This is a genomic window from Blastococcus sp. SYSU D00820 (assembly GCF_054050695.1).
Window position 1 is genome coordinate 1 of the sequence record NZ_JBJGZW010000026.1, and the last position, 18346, is coordinate 18346.

Sequence of the window (18346 nt, forward strand, 5' to 3'; positions counted from 1 at the left end):
GCGGCGCCCGCCGCCCCCCGCGCCCCCCCCCCCCCCCCCCCCCCCCCCCCCCCCCCCCCCCCCCCCCCCCCCCCCCCCCCCCCCCCCCCCCCCCCCCCCCCCCCCCCACCGCGCTCGGGGCGCTCAGCGGCATCGGCACGGGGGTCGGCCTCGGGGTCGTCGCCAGCGGCCTCCGCTCGGCGGGCGTGCGCTTCTCCCGCCCGGTGGGCGCCGTGCTCACCGGCGCGGCCGCGATGGCGGCGAGCGACGGCACCGCCGCCGCCCTCGGCGTCACCGATCCGCGCACCTGGACGGCGGCGGACTGGGCCGCCGACGCCGTGCCGCACCTCGCCTACGGCGCGGCCGTCCAGGCCGTGCTCGAGGCGGTGCCGACCGAGCGGGAGCGGCGCACCCCGCGGGCGCCCGCCGGTGCCGGGCTCGCGCTGCGGTCGGCGGCGCTCGGCGTCGCGTCCGGCGCGCGCAGCTCGCTCGGGCTGTCCGGGCCGACGCTCAGCGCGCCGGCCGGCGCCGTGCCGCCGCTGCGCCGGCTGGTGTCGCTCGCCGCGGTCGCCGGCGAGCTGGTGGCCGACAAGAACCCGGCCACCCCCGACCGCACCGATCCGCCGGCGCTGGGGGCGCGCTTCCTCGGAGCCGCCGTCGGCGCCGGCCGGCTGGCCGGCCGGGACGGCGCCAACGGGGCGGTGCCGGTGCTGGCCGCGGCCGCCGGTGCGGCCGTCGGCGCCTTCGGCGGGATCGGCTGGCGGCGCTGGGCCGCCGCGCGGATCCCCGCCACGCGGGCCGCCCTCGTCGAGGACGGCGTCGCGCTGCTGCTGGCCGCGGTGGCGTGCCTGCCGGGGCGCTCGGGCACCGGGCGGCCGCGGCTGGTCGTCGTGCCCCGCGGGTGAGCACTCCCACTCCGGGGGCGCCCGGGGCGCGCGCGACAATGGGGGCATGAGCGAGCAGACCGAGCACCGGAGCGTCGGCAAGCGGGCCAACGAGCTGAACGCGACCATCCGCTACACGATGTGGTCGGTGTTCAAGCTGGCCCGGCCGCTGGGCGACGACCAGCGCGGCCCGGCCGCCGACGAGGTCGGCGCCCTGATCGAGGAGCTCGCCGGCAAGGACGTCGTCGTCCGCGGGGTGTACGACGTCGCCGGCCTGCGCGCCGACGCCGACCTCATGGTGTGGTGGCACGCGTCCACGCCGGAGGCGCTGCAGGAGGCCTACTCCCGGCTGCGCCGCACCACCCTCGGCCGCCACCTGGAGCCGGTCTGGTCGCAGATGGCGCTGCACCGGCCCGCCGAGTTCAACCGCAGCCACATCCCGGCGTTCCTGGCCGACGAGGAGCCGCGCCGCTACGTCTGCGTCTACCCGTTCGTGCGGTCCTACGAGTGGTACCTGCTGCCCGACGAGGAGCGCCGGGCGATGCTCGCCGAGCACGGCCGGATGGCCCGCGGGTACGCCGACGTCCGCGCCAACACGGTCGCCTCGTTCGCCCTCGGCGACTACGAGTGGATGCTCGCCTTCGAGGCCGACGAGCTGCACCGGATCGTCGACCTCATGCGCGAGCTGCGCGCCTCGGAGGCGCGGCGGCACGTGCGCGAGGAGGTGCCGTTCTACACCGGCGTCCGGAAGCCGATCGCCGAGCTGGTCAACGACCTGCCGTGAGCGGAGGGCGGGAGCGCAGGTTTCCTGCGCTCCTGCCCTCCGCCTCAGCCCGGCACGAAGCGGACGCTGGCCGAGTTGATGCTGTAGCGGTCGCCGGTGGGCGTCTGCGGCGCGTCGTCGTACACGTGCCCGAGGTGGCCGTGGCAGGTCGCGCAGCGGACGGCGATCCGCGGGAACTTCCCGGTGAGGTCGGGCCGCAGCTGCACGTTGCCGGCGCTGCTGGGCGCGTAGAACGACGCCCAGCCCGACGTCGACTCGAACTTCGTCCGGGAGCGGAAGACCTCGGTGTCGCAGCCGCGGCACAGGTAGGCGCCACCGACCTTGGTGTCGACGTAGGCGCCCGACCAGGGGCGCTCGGTGCCGCCGCGGCGCAGGACCGCGAACTCGCGGGCGGTCAGCAGCGCCCGCCACTCGTCGTCGGTGCGACTGACGACCGGGTCGTCGTCCTCGTCGGGGAGCACGGGGGCACCGTAGGGCGGCCTCCCCGGGCGGGCGGGGAGGCCGCGGGCCGACGCGCCGGTCAGCCCTCGGCGGGCTGCAGCGTGATGCTGACCGAGTTGATGCAGTACCGGTCGCCGGTCGGGGTCTGCGGCGCGTCGTCGAAGACGTGCCCGAGGTGGCTGTGGCAGGTGCCGCAGAGCACCTCGGTGCGGATCATCCCGTGGCTGCGGTCGGTGCGGAGCACCACGTTGTCCTCGCCGCTCGGCTCGTAGAACGACGGCCACCCGCAGTGGCTGTCGAACTTGGCCTCGGAGCGGAACAGCTCCGCGCCGCAGGCCCGGCAGGCGTAGACGCCGACGGTCTTCGTGTCGACGTACTCGCCGGTCCACGGCCGCTCCGTGCCCGCCTGGCGGAGCACCGCGTACTCCTCGGGGGAGAGCTGGGCGCGCCACTCCGCGTCCGACCTCGTGACCTTCGGCTGCTGCTCTGCGGACGTCGTCATGACCCCACGGTACGGCCGCGGCGCCACCGGCAGGGGCGCTCCGGACGCGGCCCCTACCGGCCCAGACCCGCCTCGCGGGCCCGGACGATCGCCTGCGCCCGGTCGGTCACCTGGAGCTTGGCCAGCACGTTGGAGACGTTGTTGCGCACGGTCTTCGGCGACAGGTACAGGGTGGCGGCGATCTGGGCGTTGGACCGGCCGGCGGCCACCAGGTCGAGCACCTCCCGCTCGCGCGCGGTCAGCTGCGGGAAGGCGGTCTCGGGCCCGCTGGGCCCGGCGGCGAAGAACTCGGCGATCCGGCGGGCCAGGGCCGCGCCGAAGACCGCGCCGCCGCTCGCGACGGTGGTGATCGCGCGGACCACCTCCTCCTGGTCGGCGCCCTTGAGCAGGTAGCCGCGGGCGCCGGCGCGGACGGCGGCGAACACGGTGCCGTCGTCCTCGCTCATGGTGAGCACCACGATGCCGACGGACGGCGACTCGGTGGTGATCCGGCGGGTGGCCTCGATGCCGTCCATGACCGGCATCTGCACGTCCATGACGACGACGTCGGGCTGCTCCTCCCGGGCCAGCGCCACGGCGGTGGCGCCGTCGGCGGCGGTGCCCACGACGGCGAGCCCGGGCACCGAGCCCAGCAGCACCGCCAGCCCGTCGCGGTAGACCGGGTGGTCGTCGACCACCAGCACCCGCAGCGGCTCGTCGGGATCAGTCGTCACGTCGGTCTCCCTCCGCAGGCAGCACGGCCTGCACCACGGTCCCGCCCTCCGGCGGGCAGGTCACCGAGCTGGACCCGCCGAGCTCGGCGGCCCGCTCGCGCAGCGAGATCAGCCCCACCCCGGCCGGGGCGGCCGGGTCGATGCCGACGCCGTCGTCGGCGACGGTCACCACCAGCGCGCCGTCGCCGTCGCAGTCCAGCGACACCCGGACCCGCGTGGCCCGGGCGTGCCGGGCCACGTTGGTCAGCGCCTCGGACGCGATCCGGTAGGCGGCCACCTCGACCGCGGCGGGCAGGCCGGCCACCGCGTCGGCCGCGGCCACGGTCACCGTGACCTCCGGCGGCAGCACCCGCTGCGCCTGCTGCTGCACCGCGCCGGCCAGCCCGACGTCGTCGAGGGCCGGGGGGCGCAGGTCGTGCACCAGCCGGCGGACGTCGGCCAGCGCGGTGGCCACCTCGGTGCGCGCCTGGCGCAGCACCCGGTCGGCCTCGTCGGGGCGGTCGGCCGCGAGGTTGCGCGCGGTGTCGATGCGCAGCACGACCGCACCCAGCGACGGGCCCAGCCCGTCGTGCAGGTCGCGGCGCAGCCGGCGGCGCTCCTCCTCGCGGGCGGTCACCAGCCGTTCGCGGCTGCGCTGCAGCTCGGCGGTGAGGGCGCTGGCCCTCGCGGCGGCGGCCGCCTGCCGCACGACGTCGGCCAGCAGCCGCTCGTCGCGGGTGCGCAGCTGGGCCCGCACGCCGTCGCTGGGCAGGAGCAGCACGCCGACCTCCGCGCCGCGGTAGGTGATCGGCAGGCGCTGCACGGCCGCGGGGCGCCGGCCGGACTCGGCGGTCATCCGCTGACCGGGTCCGGACTCGATCTCCACGCCGACGTAGGGGGAGCGGAAGGCCTCGGCCACCGCCGCGGTCACCGCGCGCAGCTGGTCCTCGACGTCCTCCGAGCGCTCCAGCCGCTCGGCCAGCCCGGCGACGACGCGGTAGGGGTCCTCGCGCTCGCCCAGCACCCAGCGGCGCACCAGCCGCCACGCCTGCGCGCGCAGCGGCACATACAGCGCGGTGACGACCAGCAGCGCCAGCAGGGTGGCGTCGCGGTCGCCGAGCCGGTCGCCGAGCAGCGCCCCGGCACCGGCGACGACCGCGAGGTCCAGCAGGACGACGGCGACGGCGAGCCCGCCGTAGACCAGCGTGCCGCCCAGCAGGTGGTCGATGTCGACCAGCCGCGGGCGGAGCAGGCCGATCGTGACGGCGGCGGCGGTGAGGCCGACGGCGATGCCGAACGCCAGCGAGCTCAGGTCGCCGGGCACCACCAGCGTGGCGAGCGCGACCAGCACGTCGGCCACGCCGGCCCACAGCAGCCAGCGCAGCTGGAGGCGCCGCTCGCCGGAGGCCCGGCGGAACCGGGCGACGACGGCGGCCAGCGGCACCAGCACGCCGAGGACGGCGGCGGGGAAGGCGACCGACCGCAGCGGCAGCACCAGGCCGGCCGGCAGCGGCAGGCTCGTGGGGTCGAGGTCGACGCGGTCGTAGAACGCAGGGGTGGTGCTGCCGGCGCCGGCGTCGAGCAGCTCGGCGGGCGCGACCATGAGCAGCAGCGGCAGCATCGACGACGCCGCCAGGCTCAGCACCGCCACCACCCGCCAGCGGCCACCGGGCAGCCGCCCGTCGGGGTAGACGAACAGCAGCAGCGGCAGGCCGATCAGCAGCCAGGCGCCGAAGCGCGAGACGAACCAGAACGCCGGCGTCGCGCCGGGCAGCGCCTCCTCGCCGCGCAGGGCGAAGACCAGCCACGACTGGGCCAGCCCGTCCAGGCCCCAGACCAGCGCGTTGCCGGCCACCACCCAGGAGACCGGATGCCGGGGGAGCCGGGTCAGCAGCAGCCCGGCGGGGACGGCCAGCAGCAGGCCGGGCAGGCCGATGACCCAGCCGGCCGTCGCCACGGCCTCCTCGCGCACCGCGGCCGGGGTGAGGACGTCGAGGACGGCGGCGGCCAGCGTGCTGCCGCCGCTGACCAGCGCCACCACCCACCCGGCGAGCAGGCCCCACCGCCGCCGGCGCGACGGCGGTGCCGGTGGGAGCGCGGCGGCCGCAGGCGCGGCCGGGAGCGCGGCGGGGTCGGCGGACACGGGCACGCGGCAGATCCTCGCCGACCGCGCGTCCCGTGCGACAGGAGGCAGCTGTCCCGGATCCCCCGGGACGGGGAACGTGACCGGATCGGGGGTCCCCGGCCCTGGGAGCCCGGGACGCGCCCCGCCGACGGTGGCACCAGGGCGGTGCACCGGGCACCGCCGACCGTTCCGGAGGACCCGATGTCGCTGACCACCACCCCCGTTCCCGCCCGCACCGACGCGCCGTCCGCACCGCCCGCGGTTCCCCCGGCCGGGCCGCGCACCGGCGCCGTCCGCGCCGCCGGCGTCGCCACCGCCGTGGGCTCGGCCGCCTGGGCCGGCTGCATCATGGCCTTCGGCCTGGGCGACGTGGACGGCGTGCGCCTGACGATCTACCACGCCTCGACGCTGCTGTTCCAGGTCGGCCTGGTGGCGCTGGTCGCCGTGCAGCTCCGCACCCGGGCCACCGGCACCGGGCGGCTGGCCCGCGGGTTCCTGCACGCCGAGCACGTGCTGCTCGGCCTGGCGATGCTCTCGACGGTGCAGACGATCGCCGTCCCGGCGTGGGACGAGCACCCCGTCGCGCTGGCGCTGGACGCGTTCTGGCCGGTCTCGATGCTGGGCATGTTCGCGATCGGCATCCGCATCGCGATCGCCGGCCGCTGGCGGGGCGCCGCCCGGTTCTGGCCGCTGGGCGCCGAGAGCTGGGCGCCGGTGTGCGTGCCCACCGCCGCGCTGCTGCCGGCGATCGCCCCGGCCGTGGCCGCCGGCCACCTGCTCGCGGGCTACGCCTGCCTCGGCCTGGTGCTGGCCCTGCGCCCCGACCTCACCCGCGGCTGAGCTCCGGCCCGGCGCCCCGGCCGCTCCCCGGCCGGGGCGCAGCCGGGCGCTGGGGGAGACTGCTCGTCGTGACGCCGCCCGACCAGCCGCTGCCCGACGTGTGGTTCACCCGCGACCTGCCGGTGCTGCGGGCGATCGCCCGGCTGGTCGACGGCCCCGAGTACGGCGGCAACCCCTACCTCGGGCAGGTCGTACCGGCCAGCGGGCTGCCCAAGCCGCAGGTGGTGGCCGCGGTGCGCGCGCTGGTCGACACCGGGTACGTCGCGGCGCTCACCAACTATGCCGGGGAGATCGTGCGGATCACCGGCATCACCGCGGAGGCCCGCCGGCTGGCCGGCCTCTGGCCCACGCCGCAGGGGGAGTGGGAGCGGCTGCTCGAGCAGCTCGCCGCCCGCGCGGCGAACGCGCCCACCGACGTGGAGCGCGAGCGCTGGCAGGCGCTGTCCGACGCCGCGCAGGCGGTCGGGCCGGACTCGGGCGCGCTGCTGATGTCCGCGCTGATCGGCGGGTATGTGCCGAGGGCCCGCTGAGGGGCGCCCGGCCGGGCGGCGCGCTCAGGCGGAGTCGCTGACCCCGGCGCCCTCGTGCTCGTGCCGCGCGCAGTGCGCGCAGCAGTAGAAGTGCCCGTCGACGACGACGCCGTGGCCGATCACCGTGCAGCCGCAGTGCTCGCACCGCGGGGCCATGCGGTGGATGGCGCACTCGAAGCTGTCGAAGGTGTGCCGCGCCCCGGCGGCGATCACCTCGAAGCTCATGTCGTAGTCGTTGCCGCAGACCTCGCAGACCGCCACGGTGCCTCCCCGGATCGCGTCGTCCCCGGGGTGTTCCCCGAACGCGGCCGCTGACACCGCCGCCGATCCCGGCCCCGGAACGACACCACCCCCGCCCGGGAGACCCGGACGGGGGTGGTGCGACTGATCAGAGGATCAGAGCGGGTTGACGTTCGCCGCCTGCGGGCCCTTCTGGCCCTGCTCGATGTCGAACGAGATCCGCTGGCCCTCGTCGAGCGAGCGGTACCCGCTGGTCTGGATGGCCGAGTAGTGGACGAACACGTCCGGCCCACCGCCGTCAGGGGTGGCGAAGCCGAACCCCTTCTCCGCGTTGAACCACTTCACTGTTCCTTCGGGCATTGCTCGCTCCTAGCTGAGGTCGTGCATCGGGGTCCTGCCATAGCGCAGGGCCTTCCCGACGCGGATGACCTTAGCGGCTCGGACCCCGGATGTCCGCCCCTGGCTGCGGCGCTGCGGGTGCGGGATCCCGAGATCGGTTCTTGCGCCGATCCTGCGGATTCTCGGAGTGCTGGTTGCGGTGCGCCCGGGATCGTCGTCCGTGCCGGAGGAACCGGCCGCTGGACACCGACCCGAGGAGCCGTCATGGAGACCGCCACCGCACTGCTGACCGCCGACGAGGACCTGCTGGCGCTGGTCGACGTGGAGGACCTGGAGGACGGCGACCTCGACAACCGGCTGACCGAGATCCACCCCGTGGTGGAGGTCGTCGCGCCGCGGGTCGGCCGGCAGGAGCCGGCGTCGCGGCAGGCGGAGGTCGACGCCGTCCTCACCGCGTGGACCATCGGCCGCGACCGCCGCTCGGCGGTCTACGCCCACCGGTTGGGCGCCCGCGCCGCGGCGCTGCTCGCCGCCTGACCCCACCGGAGTGCCAGGGACGCGTTCTCCGCGCCGTGGCACTCCGGTCGGGCACTCCGGTCAGAGCAGGCCGGCGGCGGTGAGCGCGGCCCGCACCTCCGCGACCTCCGCCTCGCCGGCCGGCACCTGCGGCAGCCGCATGGCCCGCCCCGGGACCAGCCCGAGCAGGGCCAGCGCCGTCTTCGAGCGCAGCGCGCCGTTGCCGGAGCCGCTGATGACGTCGACCACCGGCAGCACCGACCGGAACGCCTCCCGCGCGGCGGCGGCATCGCCGGCACCGGCGAGCGCGATGACCTCGGCGAGCCGGTCGCCCACCAGGTGCCCGGCCATGCTGACCAGCCCGACGGCGCCGACGGCGAGGAAGGGCAGCAGGAGGTCGTCGTCCCCGCTGTACCAGGCCAGCCCCGTGCCGGCGATCAGCCGGGTCGCCGCGGCGAGATCGCCCGTGGCGTCCTTGACGGCCACCACCTGCGGGTGCCCGGCCAGCCGCTCGTAGGACGGCCGGGCCAGCCGGACGCCGGTGCGCGCCGGCACGTCGTAGAGCATCACCGGCAGGTCGGTGGCGTCGGCGACGGCGGTGAGGTGGGCGACGACGCCGTCCTGCGAGGGGCGGGAGTAGTAGGGCGTGACCGCCAGCAGCCCGGTCGCCCCCGCGTCGGCCGCCGCCCGGGCCATGGCGACGGCGTGCGCGGTGTCGTTGGACCCCGCGCCGGCGAGGACGGCGGCGCGGCCGCCCACGGCGCCGGCCACCGCGCGCACCAGGTCGGCCTTCTCCCGGTCGCTGGTCGTGGGCGCCTCGCCGGTGGTGCCGCTGACCACCAGGCCGTCGTGCCCGTGCTCCACCAGGTGGACGGCGAGGGCCGCGGCCGCGTCGAGGTCGACGGCGCCGTCGTCGGTCATCGGGGTGACCATCGCGGTCAGCAGGGCACCGAAGGGGCGGCGGGGGTCGGGACCGGGCACGGGCGGGAACCTACCCAGGCGCTCCCCGCCGCCGGTCAGAGCGTCCAGGCGTCCACCGGGCTGGTGCCCTGGAAGGGGATGTCCCCGAAGAGGGCGGCGAGCACCGCGTCCACGGTGTGCGCCGTCGGCGAGTAGGCGTTGACGAACGTGCCGACGGAGGGCACGTCGCGCAGGTGGTAGGGGTCGGCGATCGAGACCATGACCGTGGGGACGTCCACGTGCCGCGGGACCTCCGGTGCCTGCGGGTGCGACCACGAGATCCGGTAGTCGTTGGAGTTGCCGGCGAACCGCACGTCGGCGAAGTAGACGACGAGGTCGTGCGCCCGCTGGACCTCCCGCTCGGCCCGGATCGAGCGGCCCTCCCCGGGCACCCGGCGCGTCGTGACCGTCATGCCGCGGGCGGCCAGCCCCGCCGTGAACCGGTCCGCGTGGCCGCCGGTGGGGTCGTAGAAGGTCGGCTGGTCCCCGAGCACGTAGACCAGGACCCGCGGGTGCCGCCCGGCCGACAGCGGCAGGTGACCGGCCCGGTCGTGCACCAGGGTGACGGCCCGCTCGGCGCACTCCCGGCGCCAGGCGCGGATGTCGGCGCGGGGCACCTCCGGCACCGGCGGGGCGGTCCCGTCGAGCAGCCCGAGGCGGGCCTTGACGGTCAGCACCCGACGCAGCGCCTCGTCGATCCGCGCCACGGGCACCTCGCCCCGCTCGACCGCGCGCAGCACGATCGCCTGGTCCTCCAGCGGGTCGAAGGCGCCGAGCAGCATGTCGCAGCCGGCGTTGAGCGACGCGGGCAGCGCCTGCTCGCGGGCCATGACGGTGGAGTAGCCGGCCATCGCGGTGTTGTCGGACACGACGAGCCCGTCGAAGCCCAGCTCGCCGCGGAGCAGGCCGTCCAGCAGGGCGGGGGAGAGCGTGGCGGGCAGGTCGGCGCCCCCCGCGGCGGCCGCCGGGGCGCCGGACACCGCGGGCAGCCGGATGTGGCCGGCCATCACGGTCAGCGCGCCGGCGTCGATGCCCGCCCGGTACACCGCGCCGAAGGTGCTCCGCCAGGTGTCCAGGTCCAGGGTGTTGTCCGTGGTGACCAGGTGCTGGTCGCGCCCGTCGACGCCGTCGCCCGGCCAGTGCTTGAGGGAGGCGGCCACGCCGCAGGACTGGACGGCGGAGACGTAGGCCGCACCCATCGCGGCCACCAGCCGCGGGTCCCGGCCGAAGGTCCGCGTCCGGATGATCGGGTTCTGCGGGTTGAGGCTGAGGTCCACCACCGGGGCGAAGGCCCAGTTGACGCCGAGGTCGCGGCCGATGCTGCCGCAGGCCAGCCCGAGCCGGCCGGCCTGCGCCGGATCGCCCGTGGCCCCGACCTGCAGGGGGTTGGCGTAGGCGTCGTCGTCGGTCCCGACGACGCCGGCGCCCTCCTCCAGGTTGGCGGCCACCAGCAGCGGCACGGAGGACCACTCCTGGGCCAGGGCGACGTCCGCCCGAGTCTTGGCCCCGTCGCGGGCCAGCAGCAGCACGCCACCCGGCGCGTAGTCGGCCTTCCGCCAGCCGGCCAGCACGTGCTCGGTGTCGGGATCGGTCAGGTAGGCGCAGGAGAGCTGGCCGATCTTGGCGGGCAGGTCGAGGGAGGCGACCAGCCGGTCCACCGCGGCGCTGCGGGCGGCGTCGAGGGGCGGGAGGGGTGCCATCAGCGGGCGTCGCAAGCGGGGGACATGGAGGGAACTCCTGTGCTCTGTCGGGTCGAGGTGCGGCGGTGCGGGCGGTGGGTCAGAGCACCGCGAGCGGGTTGACCGGGGAGGCGGTGGCGCCGGGCAGCGGCAGGGCGGCGAGCACCGCGAGGAACGTCGTCCGCCCGGACTCGGCGCACGACGCGGACAGCTCCTCGAAGTCGGCGCCGTCGACCAGGAACAGGCCCAGGGCGACCAGCGTGAGCACGTGCCAGGGCGTGGCGACGTCCTGCACCAGCGGCGTGGGGGAGTCCAGGCCCGCGTCGGTCAGGACGAGGGCGAACTCCTGGTCGTGCACCCAGCGGGCGCAGCCCAGGTCGAGCGTGCCGACCTGCGGAAAGGCGCCCGGCGGCACCGGCGGTGAGTGCGGGCGGCCGGTCCGGATGAACAGCAGGTCGCCGGAGCGGACCTCGGTCCCGGTCGCGGCCAGCCACGCCTGCACCTCCGGCAGCGTCACCAGCCGGTCGGCCGGGAGGTGCGGCTCCCCGACCAGGCGGGGCAGGTCCAGCAGCACGCCGCGCCCGACGACGCCGTCCGCGGCCGGCCGGACGTCGTTGGCGCCGACGCCGTCCCCGGCCACCACGTCGGGCGTGGTCCCCCCGAACCCCCGGCCGCCGTAGAAGAAGTGACCGAGCGAGTCCAGGTGCGTCATGGCGTCGGCACCGTGGTGCCGGTACCGGACCACCTCGTTGACGGCCAGCCAGTCGTGCGCGGCGTCCACGGAGGTGGTGATCGCCGGGCCGCCGTCGCCGGCGCCGAGCGCGCGCTGCGCCGCGGCGCGGTCGGCGCAGCTCACCACCCGCCCCTCCGTCACCGTCGCCAGGCCGCGGAGGGTCGCCTCCCGGGACAGGAAGCCCAGGGCTCCTCGCCGCGGGTCGCCCGGCCACCGGCCGGTGCGGTCGACCGCGGCGACGAGGGCCCTGAACTCCTGCTCGCTCAGCACGTCCGGCTCGCCGTCCTCAGCACTCGGCCCGGTAGACGTAGTCGGCGTTCTCGGGGTCGTCGACGGTCTCGGCCGTGAGCACCCGCTGCGGGATGCCGATCGGCTCGGCGGTCGTCGGCACCGGGCCGCCGTCGGCGTCCTCGAGGTAGTCCACGAGGGCCCCGACCTGCTGCCGGCCGATCTCGAAGGGGTTCTGCGCGATGAGGACGGTGATCGTCCCGCGGCGCAGCGCCTCGACCTCCGGCGGGATGGCGTCGAAGGCGATGAGCGTGATCTGGCCGGCCTTGCCGGCCTGCTCGATGGCCGCGGCGGCGCCCACGGCGTCGGGACCGGCCGCCGCCACGATCAGGCGCAGGTCCGGGTTGGCGATGATCAGCGAGGAGGCGTCCGTCGTCGCCTTGTTGATGTCGAAGCCGCTGAACTCGTCCTCGAGCCGGGTGAGGTCCGGACGCGCCTCGGCGATCGCCTCCAGCAGCGGGGTCGTGCGGGCCTCCAGCGGCGGGATGCCGGGCGCGCCGCCCATGTAGACCATGCTGCCGGCGCCCTCGGGGACGGTGGCCAGCACCTCCTCGGCGAAGCCCGCGGTGTCGGCGTCGCTGAAGACCACCTGGTACTCCGTGCGCGGCTCCGTGCCGGTCGCGGTCACGACGGGCACGCCCGACTGCATCAGCGTCCGGTACTGCGCGACGAACTGGTTGCCGTTGAACGGGTTGGCGAAGATGCCGTCGGGCTCCTTGAGCGTGGCCGTCTGGAAGTTGCTGGCCGTCTGGTTGTCGTCGATCGACGTGCTCGTGTAGAGGTCCAGCTCCACACCCCGCGCCTCGGCCTCCTCCTGCGCTCCGCAGGCGATGCTGGCCCAGAACGGGTCCGAGGTGTTGGCCAGCACCCCGGCCAGCGCGATGGCGCCGTCGCCGGACCCGCCGTCGTCGCCGCTGTTCTCCGAGCCGGAGGAGCAGCCGGTCACCACCAGCGCGGTCGCCACGCCCCCGAGGAGGGCAGACGTCAGCCGTGTTCTTCTCATGGATGGTCCTTCGGTGGGGGAGGGGGGATGCGCCGGTCAGTGCCTGGCCGCGCGCCGCTTGCTGGTGATGCGGTCGATGACGACGGCGAGCAGGAGCACGACGCCGACGACGATGAGCTGCCAGAACGAGGGGACGCCGGTGATGACCAGACCGGCCTGGAGGATCACGGCCAGCGCCGCGCCCCACACCGCCCCGACGATGGAGATGTAGCCGCCGGCCAGGAGCGTGCCGCCGATGACCACGGCGGTCACCGCCGCGAGGGAGTCGTTGGCGTGGCCGGCGAGCGCGGTCGAGCCGAAGCGGCTGAGGTCGACGAACCCGGCCAGCCCGGCCAGGGCCCCGGCCAGGGAGGTCAGGGCGACGTAGTGCCGGCGCACCCGGATGCCGGCCCGCTCGGCGGCCGCCCGGGAGGACCCGATGGCCTGGGTCCGCATGCCGAAGCGGGTGTAGCGGACCACCGCCCACAGCAGGACGGCCAGGACGATGGCGACCAGCGCGGGCACCGGGATGCCGGCGACCGTGGCCAGCCCGATGGCGTCCTGGGCCTCGAACGGCATACCCGCCACGTCGGCCCCGCCGCTGAGCAGCAGGGCGACGCCCGTCCCGATGCCCAGGGTGGCCAGCGTCGCGATCAGCGAGTTGACGTCGGCGACCGCGATGAGCAGCCCGTTCACCACGCCGAAGGCGATGCCGGTCAGCACGCAGGCGAGCAGGCTCAGGGTGATCGCCGTCCACGGGCTGGCGTACCCGAGCGTCGCCGGGTCCATGAACTGCCGGGCCACCAGGGCGCCGACGACCGAGCTGAGCACCAGGTTGGCGCCCAGCGACAGGTCGAAGACGCCGGCGCCGAGCATCATGGCGAGGCCGAGGGCCAGCAGGAGTGCCTGCGTCATCCCGAGCAGGAGCGAGCGCCCGTTGGCCGGCGTGAAGAAGACGTGGTCCTCCGACACCAGCGTGAAGACGACGACGAGCACGACGTCGAGCGCCAGCACCCAGGTCGCCCGCGACCGCAGCAGCGTGCCGGCCAGCGAGGCGGGGCGGAGGGCGCGGTCGTCGACCGGCGGCGTCGCGTCCGTGCCGGTCGTCGCCCCGTGCACGGCGGCGGCGCTCACGCGGCGGCTCCGGGCCGGTAGCCGACCATGGTGGCGACCAGGTCGGGCACGGTGAGGTCGGCGGCCGGCGCCCGCAGCGCGGTCTCACCCCGCCACAGCACGGTGACCGTGTCGGCCGCCCGCAGGATGCGCGGCAGGTCGTGGGAGACGACGAGGACACCCAGCCCCCGGGCGGCGACGGTCCGCATGAGCTCGCAGACGATCTCCGACTGGCGGGCGCCGAGTGCGGCGGTCGGCTCGTCCATGAGCACGGCGGTCTCCGACCACATGACCGCGCGCGCCACCGCCACCGCCTGCCGCTGACCGCCGGAGAGCTCGCGGATCGGCACGGTCAGGGAGGGCAGCCGGATGGACAGCTCCCGCAGGGCCTCGGTCGCCCGGTCGGCCATCTCCCGCCGCGCCAGGACGCCGAGCCGGCCGCGGATGCCGCCGCGCAGCTGCTCGTGGCCGAGGAACATGTTGTCGACGACGGAGAGGTCCGGAGCCAGGGCGAGGTCCTGGTGCACCGCGTCGACGCCCCGGCGCTGGGCGTCGCGGACCCCGGTCAGGGTCACCGGCTCGTCGCGGATGACGACCTCGCCGGTGTCGGGCCGGTGGATCCCGAGCAGGGTCTTGAGCAGGGTGGACTTCCCGGCGCCGTTGTCCCCGACGAGCGCGACGACCTCGCCGGGGGCGACGGTGACGGTCGCGTCGCGCAGGGCCTGCACGTGGCCGAACTGCTTGGCGACGTGGCGGCAGCCGATGACCGTGCTGGTCATGAGCGTCCCTTCTGACGGTGGGCCCGCGGTGCGGGTCCGGTGGGGAGGCGCGGAGCTGGAGGGGGACTCAGGCGGGGACGACTCCGGCGGGGCGGGCCCACGAGGGCAGCGCCTCGGTGCCGATGCCCTGCGCCTCGACGACGAGGGCGATGGCGCCGAGCAGTGCGGCATCGGCGTCCAGGGGCGAGCGGACGAGCTCGGTGCGGCCGCTCATCGGGCTGATCACCATGTCCCCGAGCGCGGCCTCGATCGGATCGCTGAGCACGCCGCCCGCGGCGGCGAGCGGCCCGCCGAGCACCACCCGGCTGGGGCCGAGGATGCCGACGACGTGGGCGAGGGCCATCCCGATGTACCGGCCGGCGTCGGCGATCAGCCGGCTGGCGAAGACCTCGCCGGACCGGGCTCCGGCGATGAGCCCGTCGAGGGTGGTCGACGTGTCACCGAGGGCACGCATCTGGCCGACCAGCGCGCGCCCGGAGGCCAGGGAGCTGAGGTCGCCGCGCTTGCCGCAGGTGCAGACCGGGCCGCGGTCGTCGATGGTGACGTGCCCGATCTCGCCGGCCATGCCGGTGCCCCCGCGGAACAGCCGGCCGTCGGAGATGATCCCGGCGCCCAGGCCGTACGCGGCCATGACGTACACGAGGTCGGGGCAGTCGCGTCCCGCGCCCCACTTCGCCTCGGCGACGGCCGCGGCGTTGGCGTCGTTGTCGGCCACCACCTCGATGCCCAGGCGCTCGGTGAGGACCTGGACGAGCGGCTCGGCCGCCCAGCCGGGCATCAGCGGGGTCGGGGCGATCCGCCGGGTCCGCGCGTCGTAGGGCTGGGGGATGCTCAGGCCCAGGCCGAGGACGTCCTCGGTCGTCGCCCCGCGGACCGCCATCAGCTCCTCGACCAGACCGACGATCGCGTCGACGTCGTCCGAGGCGGCCTCGCGGGCCGCGCTCAGGCCGACCTGGCGGTCGGTGCGACGCCCGCCGGGGAACTCCACCAGCGCGGCCCGCGCCGTCTGGTAGCCCAGGTCGACCCCGATCACGGCCCCGACGGTCGCGCGCAGGCTGACCTGGGTCTCCCGGCCGTTCGCGCCGGCGGTCACCTCGACGTCGCCGGCGGCGGTGAGCGCGCGGACGACGTTGTTCACCGTCTGCCGGGACAGCCCGGTCGCCCGGGCGAGCGTCGCCTGGCTCATCGCGCCGGCGGACTGCAGCGCCTCCAGCACGCGCCGCTCGTTCGCCTGGCGGAGCGCGGTCTGCGAGCCGCCGTCCGGCGAGGCGCTGCTCCGCACTCCGGTGATCACGCCGGGAACTGTGGCACCGGCCACTTCGACCGTCAACGGATTGGCAGGTCCTTTCGTCGAACGAGCGTTAACCGTCCAATTCTTGGCCGGTCGGTGGATGCGCCGGTAGGGCGCCGGCACGCGACATGCGGTGACGCTCTATTGACTTTCGATAGATCCCACCCGAGAGTCGATGCATGACGTCCCTGCGCCGCGTGGTGCTCCCCCTCCGGGTCCTGCTGGTGGTCGTGGTCGCGGCCCTGCTCGCCGCTCAGGTGTGGGGGGTACCGGAGGTGCTCCCGCACCTCGCCGAGCCCACGCTCGAGCGCGAGGTCGTGCGGCTGGTCATGGCCGCGGCGGCCGTGCTCGCGCTGGTCTGCGTGCAGGCCGTCGTCGTGTGCACCTGGGCGCTGCTGACCCTCGTCACCCAGGACCGGATCTTCAGCCCGAGCTCGCTGCCGTGGGTCAACGCGATCGTGCGCGCGGTCGCGGCCGGCTGGGTCATGCTGCTCGGCGTCTTCGTCTGCTCCTACTACTTCATCGTCGACGAGGTCAGCGACGACCCGGTGCTCCCGGCCCTGCTGCTGCTCTCGCTGCTGGTCGGCGCCGTGCTGGGCCTGCTCATCGTCGTGCTCCGGGCCCTGCTGCGGCAGGCCACCTCGCTGCAGGCGGACATGGCGGCGGTCATCTGATGCCGATCGTCGTGCGGATCGACGTCGAACTGGCCCGCCGCAAGATGAGCGTCGGGGAGTTCGCCGAGCGGGTCGGGCTCACGCCGGCGAACGTGGCGGTGCTCAAGAACGGCCGGGCCAAGGCCGTCCGGTTCAGCACGCTCGAGGCCATGTGCCGCGTGCTCGACTGCCAGCCCGGTGACCTGCTGGAGTGGGTGCCGGACGACGCGCCGGCGGCCCGGCCGGCGCACGAGGTCACCTCGTGATCGAGGTCCGCGAGCTCAGCAAGCACTACGGCGAGGTGCGGGCCGTCGACGGGCTGTCCTTCGTCGTGGCGCCGGGCGCGGTGACCGGATTCCTCGGGCCCAACGGCGCCGGCAAGTCCACGACGATGCGGATGGTGCTGGGCCTGGACCGGCCGACCGCCGGCACCGCCCGGGTGAACGGGCGGCCGATCACCGCCTTCGCCGAGCCGCTGCGCGAGGTCGGCGCGCTGCTGGACCCGGGTGCGGTCCATCCCGGCCGGACCGGCCGCGCGCACCTGCGCATCGCCGCCCGCACCAACGGCATCCCGCGGCGCCGGGTGGAGCAGGTCATCGAGGAGGTGGGCCTGGGCGCGGCCGCCCGCCGCCGCATCCGCGGCTACTCCCTGGGCATGCGCCAGCGGCTGGGCATCGCCGCGGCGCTGCTGGGTGACCCCGGGGTGCTGCTGTTCGACGAGCCGGTCAACGGGCTCGACCTCGACGGCGTGCGCTGGATCCGCGGGCTGCTGCGGCGGCTGGCCGACGAGGGGCGCACCGTGCTGGTCTCCAGCCACCTGCTCGGCGAGATGCAGCAGATCGCCGACCGGCTGGTCGTCATCGGCCGGGGCCGGCTGATCGCGGACGCGACCACGGAGGAGATCCTGCGGGGGCTGGGCGCCCGCCGGGTGCTGGTGCGCGCCGGCCGCGCGGCCGAGCTGTCCGCCCGGTTGGCGGAGCGCGGCCTCGCGGTCCGGCGGGCCGAGGCGGACGACCTGGAGGTCGAGGGCGGCACCGCCGAGGACGTCGGTGCGGTCGCCGCGGCCGCCGGCATCGCGCTGCGGCACCTCTCCGACGAGGCGCAGTCCCTGGAGGACGCCTACCTCTCGCTGACCGGCGACAGCCTGGACCACGGCCGGCGCGAGCCCGCCGAGCCGGCGACGGAGGGTGCCCGGTGACCGCCGCGACGGGCAGCCGGCCCACCTCGCCCGGGCGGGTGCTCGCCCGCACCTGCGGCGCCGAGTGGGCACGGCTGTGGTCGGTGCGCACCTCCTGGTGGTTCCTGGCCGCGGCGGCGGTGGGGTGGATCGGCATCGGCGCGCTCGCCGGCGCGGAGGCCGCCTCGGAGCAGGGCGCCGGACCGGGCGACCCGGCCTGGGCGGCGGGTGCGTTCGCCGCCCTGCCGGTCCAGTTCGCGCTCCTGGCGCTGGTCGTCACCGCGGTCACCGCCGACCACGCCACGGGCGGCATCGTCCCGACGCTGCAGTGGACCCCGCGCCGCGGCGTCCTCGTCCTGGCCCGGGTGGCCGTCGCCACCGGCGCGGGAACGGCGCTCGGGGTGCTCCTCGCCCTGGCGTCCGCCGTCGCGGCGCACCTGGCGTCGGGCACGACCCTGCCGCTGCCCGCCGCGGAGGCCGGGCGGGTGCTCGGCACCGTCGCCCTGGTGCTCGCGGCGGGCGCCGTCCTCGCGGCCGGGCTCGGCCTGCTGCTGCGGAGCACGGCGGGCGCGCTGGTCACCGTCGTCCTGCTGATGCTCCTGCTCCCGCTGATGCTGCCGCAGTTCGGCTATTCCTGGACCGCCGCGGTCGCCGAGGTGCTGCCCGGGTCCGGTGCCGCCCACCTCCTCCTCGGCGAGGTGCCGGGCATGACCCGGACGTCGTCGGTCGTGGTGCTGCTCGCCTGGGCCGGGGGCGTCTCGCTGCTCGGCTGGCAGCGGCTCGCGCGCAGCGACGCCAACCGGTGAGCGGGCTCCCGGG

At 76.1% G+C, this 18346-nt stretch carries 22 protein-coding genes; 9 read left to right on the forward strand and 13 right to left on the reverse strand.

Annotated features, from left to right (window positions below):
* Nucleotides 1–185: 185 nt before the first annotated feature.
* Nucleotides 186–884 carry a hypothetical protein gene (locus ACI79R_RS20390; RefSeq protein ID WP_456575496.1) on the forward strand — a complete coding sequence of 233 codons (699 nt, stop codon included), beginning with the start codon at nt 186–188 and terminating at the stop codon, nt 882–884.
* A gap of 46 nt (nt 885–930) precedes the next feature.
* A complete protein-coding gene (gene hemQ / locus ACI79R_RS20395; protein ID WP_456575497.1) occupies nt 931–1647 on the forward strand; it encodes a hydrogen peroxide-dependent heme synthase in 717 nt (238 codons plus the stop codon).
* A 44-nt stretch (nt 1648–1691) separates the two neighbouring features.
* Here the strand turns inward: hemQ and msrB (ACI79R_RS20400) are convergent, their stop codons facing one another.
* Genes msrB (ACI79R_RS20400) through ACI79R_RS20415 form a run of 4 tightly spaced genes read right to left on the reverse strand, consistent with a single transcriptional unit; the run spans nt 1692 to nt 5431 of the window.
* Nucleotides 1692–2108: a peptide-methionine (R)-S-oxide reductase MsrB gene (msrB, locus tag ACI79R_RS20400; RefSeq protein WP_456575498.1), complete on the reverse strand. Its 417-nt coding sequence runs from the start codon at nt 2106–2108 to the stop codon at nt 1692–1694.
* A 59-nt stretch (nt 2109–2167) separates the two neighbouring features.
* A complete protein-coding gene (gene msrB / locus ACI79R_RS20405) occupies nt 2168–2590 on the reverse strand; it encodes a peptide-methionine (R)-S-oxide reductase MsrB (protein ID WP_456575499.1) in 423 nt (140 codons plus the stop codon).
* Between the two features lie 53 nt (nt 2591–2643).
* A complete protein-coding gene (locus tag ACI79R_RS20410) occupies nt 2644–3303 on the reverse strand; it encodes a response regulator (RefSeq protein ID WP_456575500.1) in 660 nt (219 codons plus the stop codon).
* A complete protein-coding gene (locus ACI79R_RS20415) occupies nt 3293–5431 on the reverse strand; it encodes a histidine kinase (protein WP_456575501.1) in 2139 nt (712 codons plus the stop codon). The genes ACI79R_RS20410 and ACI79R_RS20415 overlap by 11 nt, the downstream gene beginning before the upstream one ends.
* A gap of 177 nt (nt 5432–5608) precedes the next feature.
* Here ACI79R_RS20415 and ACI79R_RS20420 point away from each other — a divergent pair, with 177 nt between their 5' ends.
* On the forward strand, nt 5609–6247 hold the full coding sequence (locus ACI79R_RS20420) for a hypothetical protein (protein WP_456575502.1): 639 nt from the start codon (nt 5609–5611) through the stop codon (nt 6245–6247).
* 68 nt (nt 6248–6315) lie between these two features.
* Nucleotides 6316–6777 carry a hypothetical protein gene (locus ACI79R_RS20425; RefSeq protein ID WP_456575503.1) on the forward strand — a complete coding sequence of 154 codons (462 nt, stop codon included), beginning with the start codon at nt 6316–6318 and terminating at the stop codon, nt 6775–6777.
* A gap of 24 nt (nt 6778–6801) precedes the next feature.
* On the opposite strand, the gene ACI79R_RS20430 is transcribed toward ACI79R_RS20425, so the two are convergent.
* Both ACI79R_RS20430 and ACI79R_RS20435 read right to left on the reverse strand, forming a co-directional pair.
* Nucleotides 6802–7038, reverse strand: coding sequence for a hypothetical protein (locus ACI79R_RS20430; RefSeq protein WP_456575504.1), 237 nt, complete (start codon nt 7036–7038; stop codon nt 6802–6804).
* 135 nt (nt 7039–7173) lie between these two features.
* Nucleotides 7174–7377, reverse strand: a complete 204-nt coding sequence (locus tag ACI79R_RS20435) for a cold-shock protein (protein ID WP_012948038.1) — start codon at nt 7375–7377, stop codon at nt 7174–7176.
* 243 nt (nt 7378–7620) lie between these two features.
* On the opposite strand from ACI79R_RS20435, the gene ACI79R_RS20440 reads away from it, so the two are divergent.
* Entirely contained in the window at nt 7621–7893 is a 273-nt protein-coding gene (locus ACI79R_RS20440) for a hypothetical protein (protein ID WP_456575505.1), read from the forward strand.
* Nucleotides 7894–7953: 60 nt separating this feature from the next.
* On the opposite strand, the gene dapA is transcribed toward ACI79R_RS20440, so the two are convergent.
* From dapA to ACI79R_RS20475, 7 genes are all read right to left on the reverse strand, one after another.
* Complete coding sequence (dapA, locus tag ACI79R_RS20445; protein ID WP_456575506.1) at nt 7954–8853, reverse strand: 4-hydroxy-tetrahydrodipicolinate synthase; 900 nt, start codon at nt 8851–8853, stop codon at nt 7954–7956.
* 35 nt (nt 8854–8888) lie between these two features.
* Complete coding sequence (locus tag ACI79R_RS20450) at nt 8889–10532, reverse strand: glycoside hydrolase family 3 protein (RefSeq protein WP_456575507.1); 1644 nt, start codon at nt 10530–10532, stop codon at nt 8889–8891.
* A 79-nt stretch (nt 10533–10611) separates the two neighbouring features.
* Complete coding sequence (locus ACI79R_RS20455; protein ID WP_456575508.1) at nt 10612–11514, reverse strand: cyclase family protein; 903 nt, start codon at nt 11512–11514, stop codon at nt 10612–10614.
* 16 nt (nt 11515–11530) lie between these two features.
* Nucleotides 11531–12496: a sugar ABC transporter substrate-binding protein gene (locus ACI79R_RS20460; RefSeq protein ID WP_456575509.1), complete on the reverse strand. Its 966-nt coding sequence runs from the start codon at nt 12494–12496 to the stop codon at nt 11531–11533.
* Between the two features lie 75 nt (nt 12497–12571).
* Nucleotides 12572–13648 carry an ABC transporter permease gene (locus ACI79R_RS20465; RefSeq protein ID WP_456575510.1) on the reverse strand — a complete coding sequence of 359 codons (1077 nt, stop codon included), beginning with the start codon at nt 13646–13648 and terminating at the stop codon, nt 12572–12574.
* A complete protein-coding gene (locus ACI79R_RS20470; protein ID WP_456575511.1) occupies nt 13645–14406 on the reverse strand; it encodes an ATP-binding cassette domain-containing protein in 762 nt (253 codons plus the stop codon). The genes ACI79R_RS20465 and ACI79R_RS20470 overlap by 4 nt, the downstream gene beginning before the upstream one ends.
* Before the next feature lie 67 nt (nt 14407–14473).
* Nucleotides 14474–15700 (reverse strand): ROK family transcriptional regulator, encoded by a 1227-nt coding sequence (locus ACI79R_RS20475; RefSeq protein ID WP_456575512.1) that lies wholly within the window; start codon nt 15698–15700, stop codon nt 14474–14476.
* 176 nt (nt 15701–15876) lie between these two features.
* On the opposite strand from ACI79R_RS20475, the gene ACI79R_RS20480 reads away from it, so the two are divergent.
* From ACI79R_RS20480 to ACI79R_RS20495, 4 genes are read left to right on the forward strand one after another with little or no spacing between them, the layout of a single operon-like run.
* Nucleotides 15877–16371 (forward strand): DUF2975 domain-containing protein, encoded by a 495-nt coding sequence (locus ACI79R_RS20480; RefSeq protein ID WP_456575513.1) that lies wholly within the window; start codon nt 15877–15879, stop codon nt 16369–16371.
* Nucleotides 16371–16616, forward strand: coding sequence for a helix-turn-helix domain-containing protein (locus ACI79R_RS20485; protein WP_456575514.1), 246 nt, complete (start codon nt 16371–16373; stop codon nt 16614–16616). The genes ACI79R_RS20480 and ACI79R_RS20485 overlap by 1 nt, the downstream gene beginning before the upstream one ends.
* A complete protein-coding gene (locus ACI79R_RS20490; protein WP_456575515.1) occupies nt 16613–17548 on the forward strand; it encodes an ABC transporter ATP-binding protein in 936 nt (311 codons plus the stop codon). Before ACI79R_RS20485 ends, ACI79R_RS20490 begins: the two co-directional genes overlap by 4 nt.
* A complete protein-coding gene (locus ACI79R_RS20495) occupies nt 17545–18333 on the forward strand; it encodes a hypothetical protein (protein ID WP_456575516.1) in 789 nt (262 codons plus the stop codon). Before ACI79R_RS20490 ends, ACI79R_RS20495 begins: the two co-directional genes overlap by 4 nt.
* Nucleotides 18334–18346: the final 13 nt, after the last annotated feature.

Coding starts and splice junctions, on each gene's coding strand:
- ACI79R_RS20435 (WP_012948038.1), bottom strand. CDS start 7,377: ATGCCCGAAGGAACAGTGAAGTGGTTCAACGCGGAGAAGGGGTTCGGC.
- hemQ (WP_456575497.1), top strand. CDS start 931: ATGAGCGAGCAGACCGAGCACCGGAGCGTCGGCAAGCGGGCCAACGAG.
- ACI79R_RS20420 (WP_456575502.1), top strand. CDS start 5,609: ATGTCGCTGACCACCACCCCCGTTCCCGCCCGCACCGACGCGCCGTCC.
- ACI79R_RS20470 (WP_456575511.1), bottom strand. CDS start 14,406: ATGACCAGCACGGTCATCGGCTGCCGCCACGTCGCCAAGCAGTTCGGC.
- ACI79R_RS20480 (WP_456575513.1), top strand. CDS start 15,877: ATGACGTCCCTGCGCCGCGTGGTGCTCCCCCTCCGGGTCCTGCTGGTG.
- ACI79R_RS20440 (WP_456575505.1), top strand. CDS start 7,621: ATGGAGACCGCCACCGCACTGCTGACCGCCGACGAGGACCTGCTGGCG.
- ACI79R_RS20450 (WP_456575507.1), bottom strand. CDS start 10,532: ATGGCACCCCTCCCGCCCCTCGACGCCGCCCGCAGCGCCGCGGTGGAC.
- ACI79R_RS20485 (WP_456575514.1), top strand. CDS start 16,371: ATGCCGATCGTCGTGCGGATCGACGTCGAACTGGCCCGCCGCAAGATG.
- msrB (WP_456575499.1), bottom strand. CDS start 2,590: ATGACGACGTCCGCAGAGCAGCAGCCGAAGGTCACGAGGTCGGACGCG.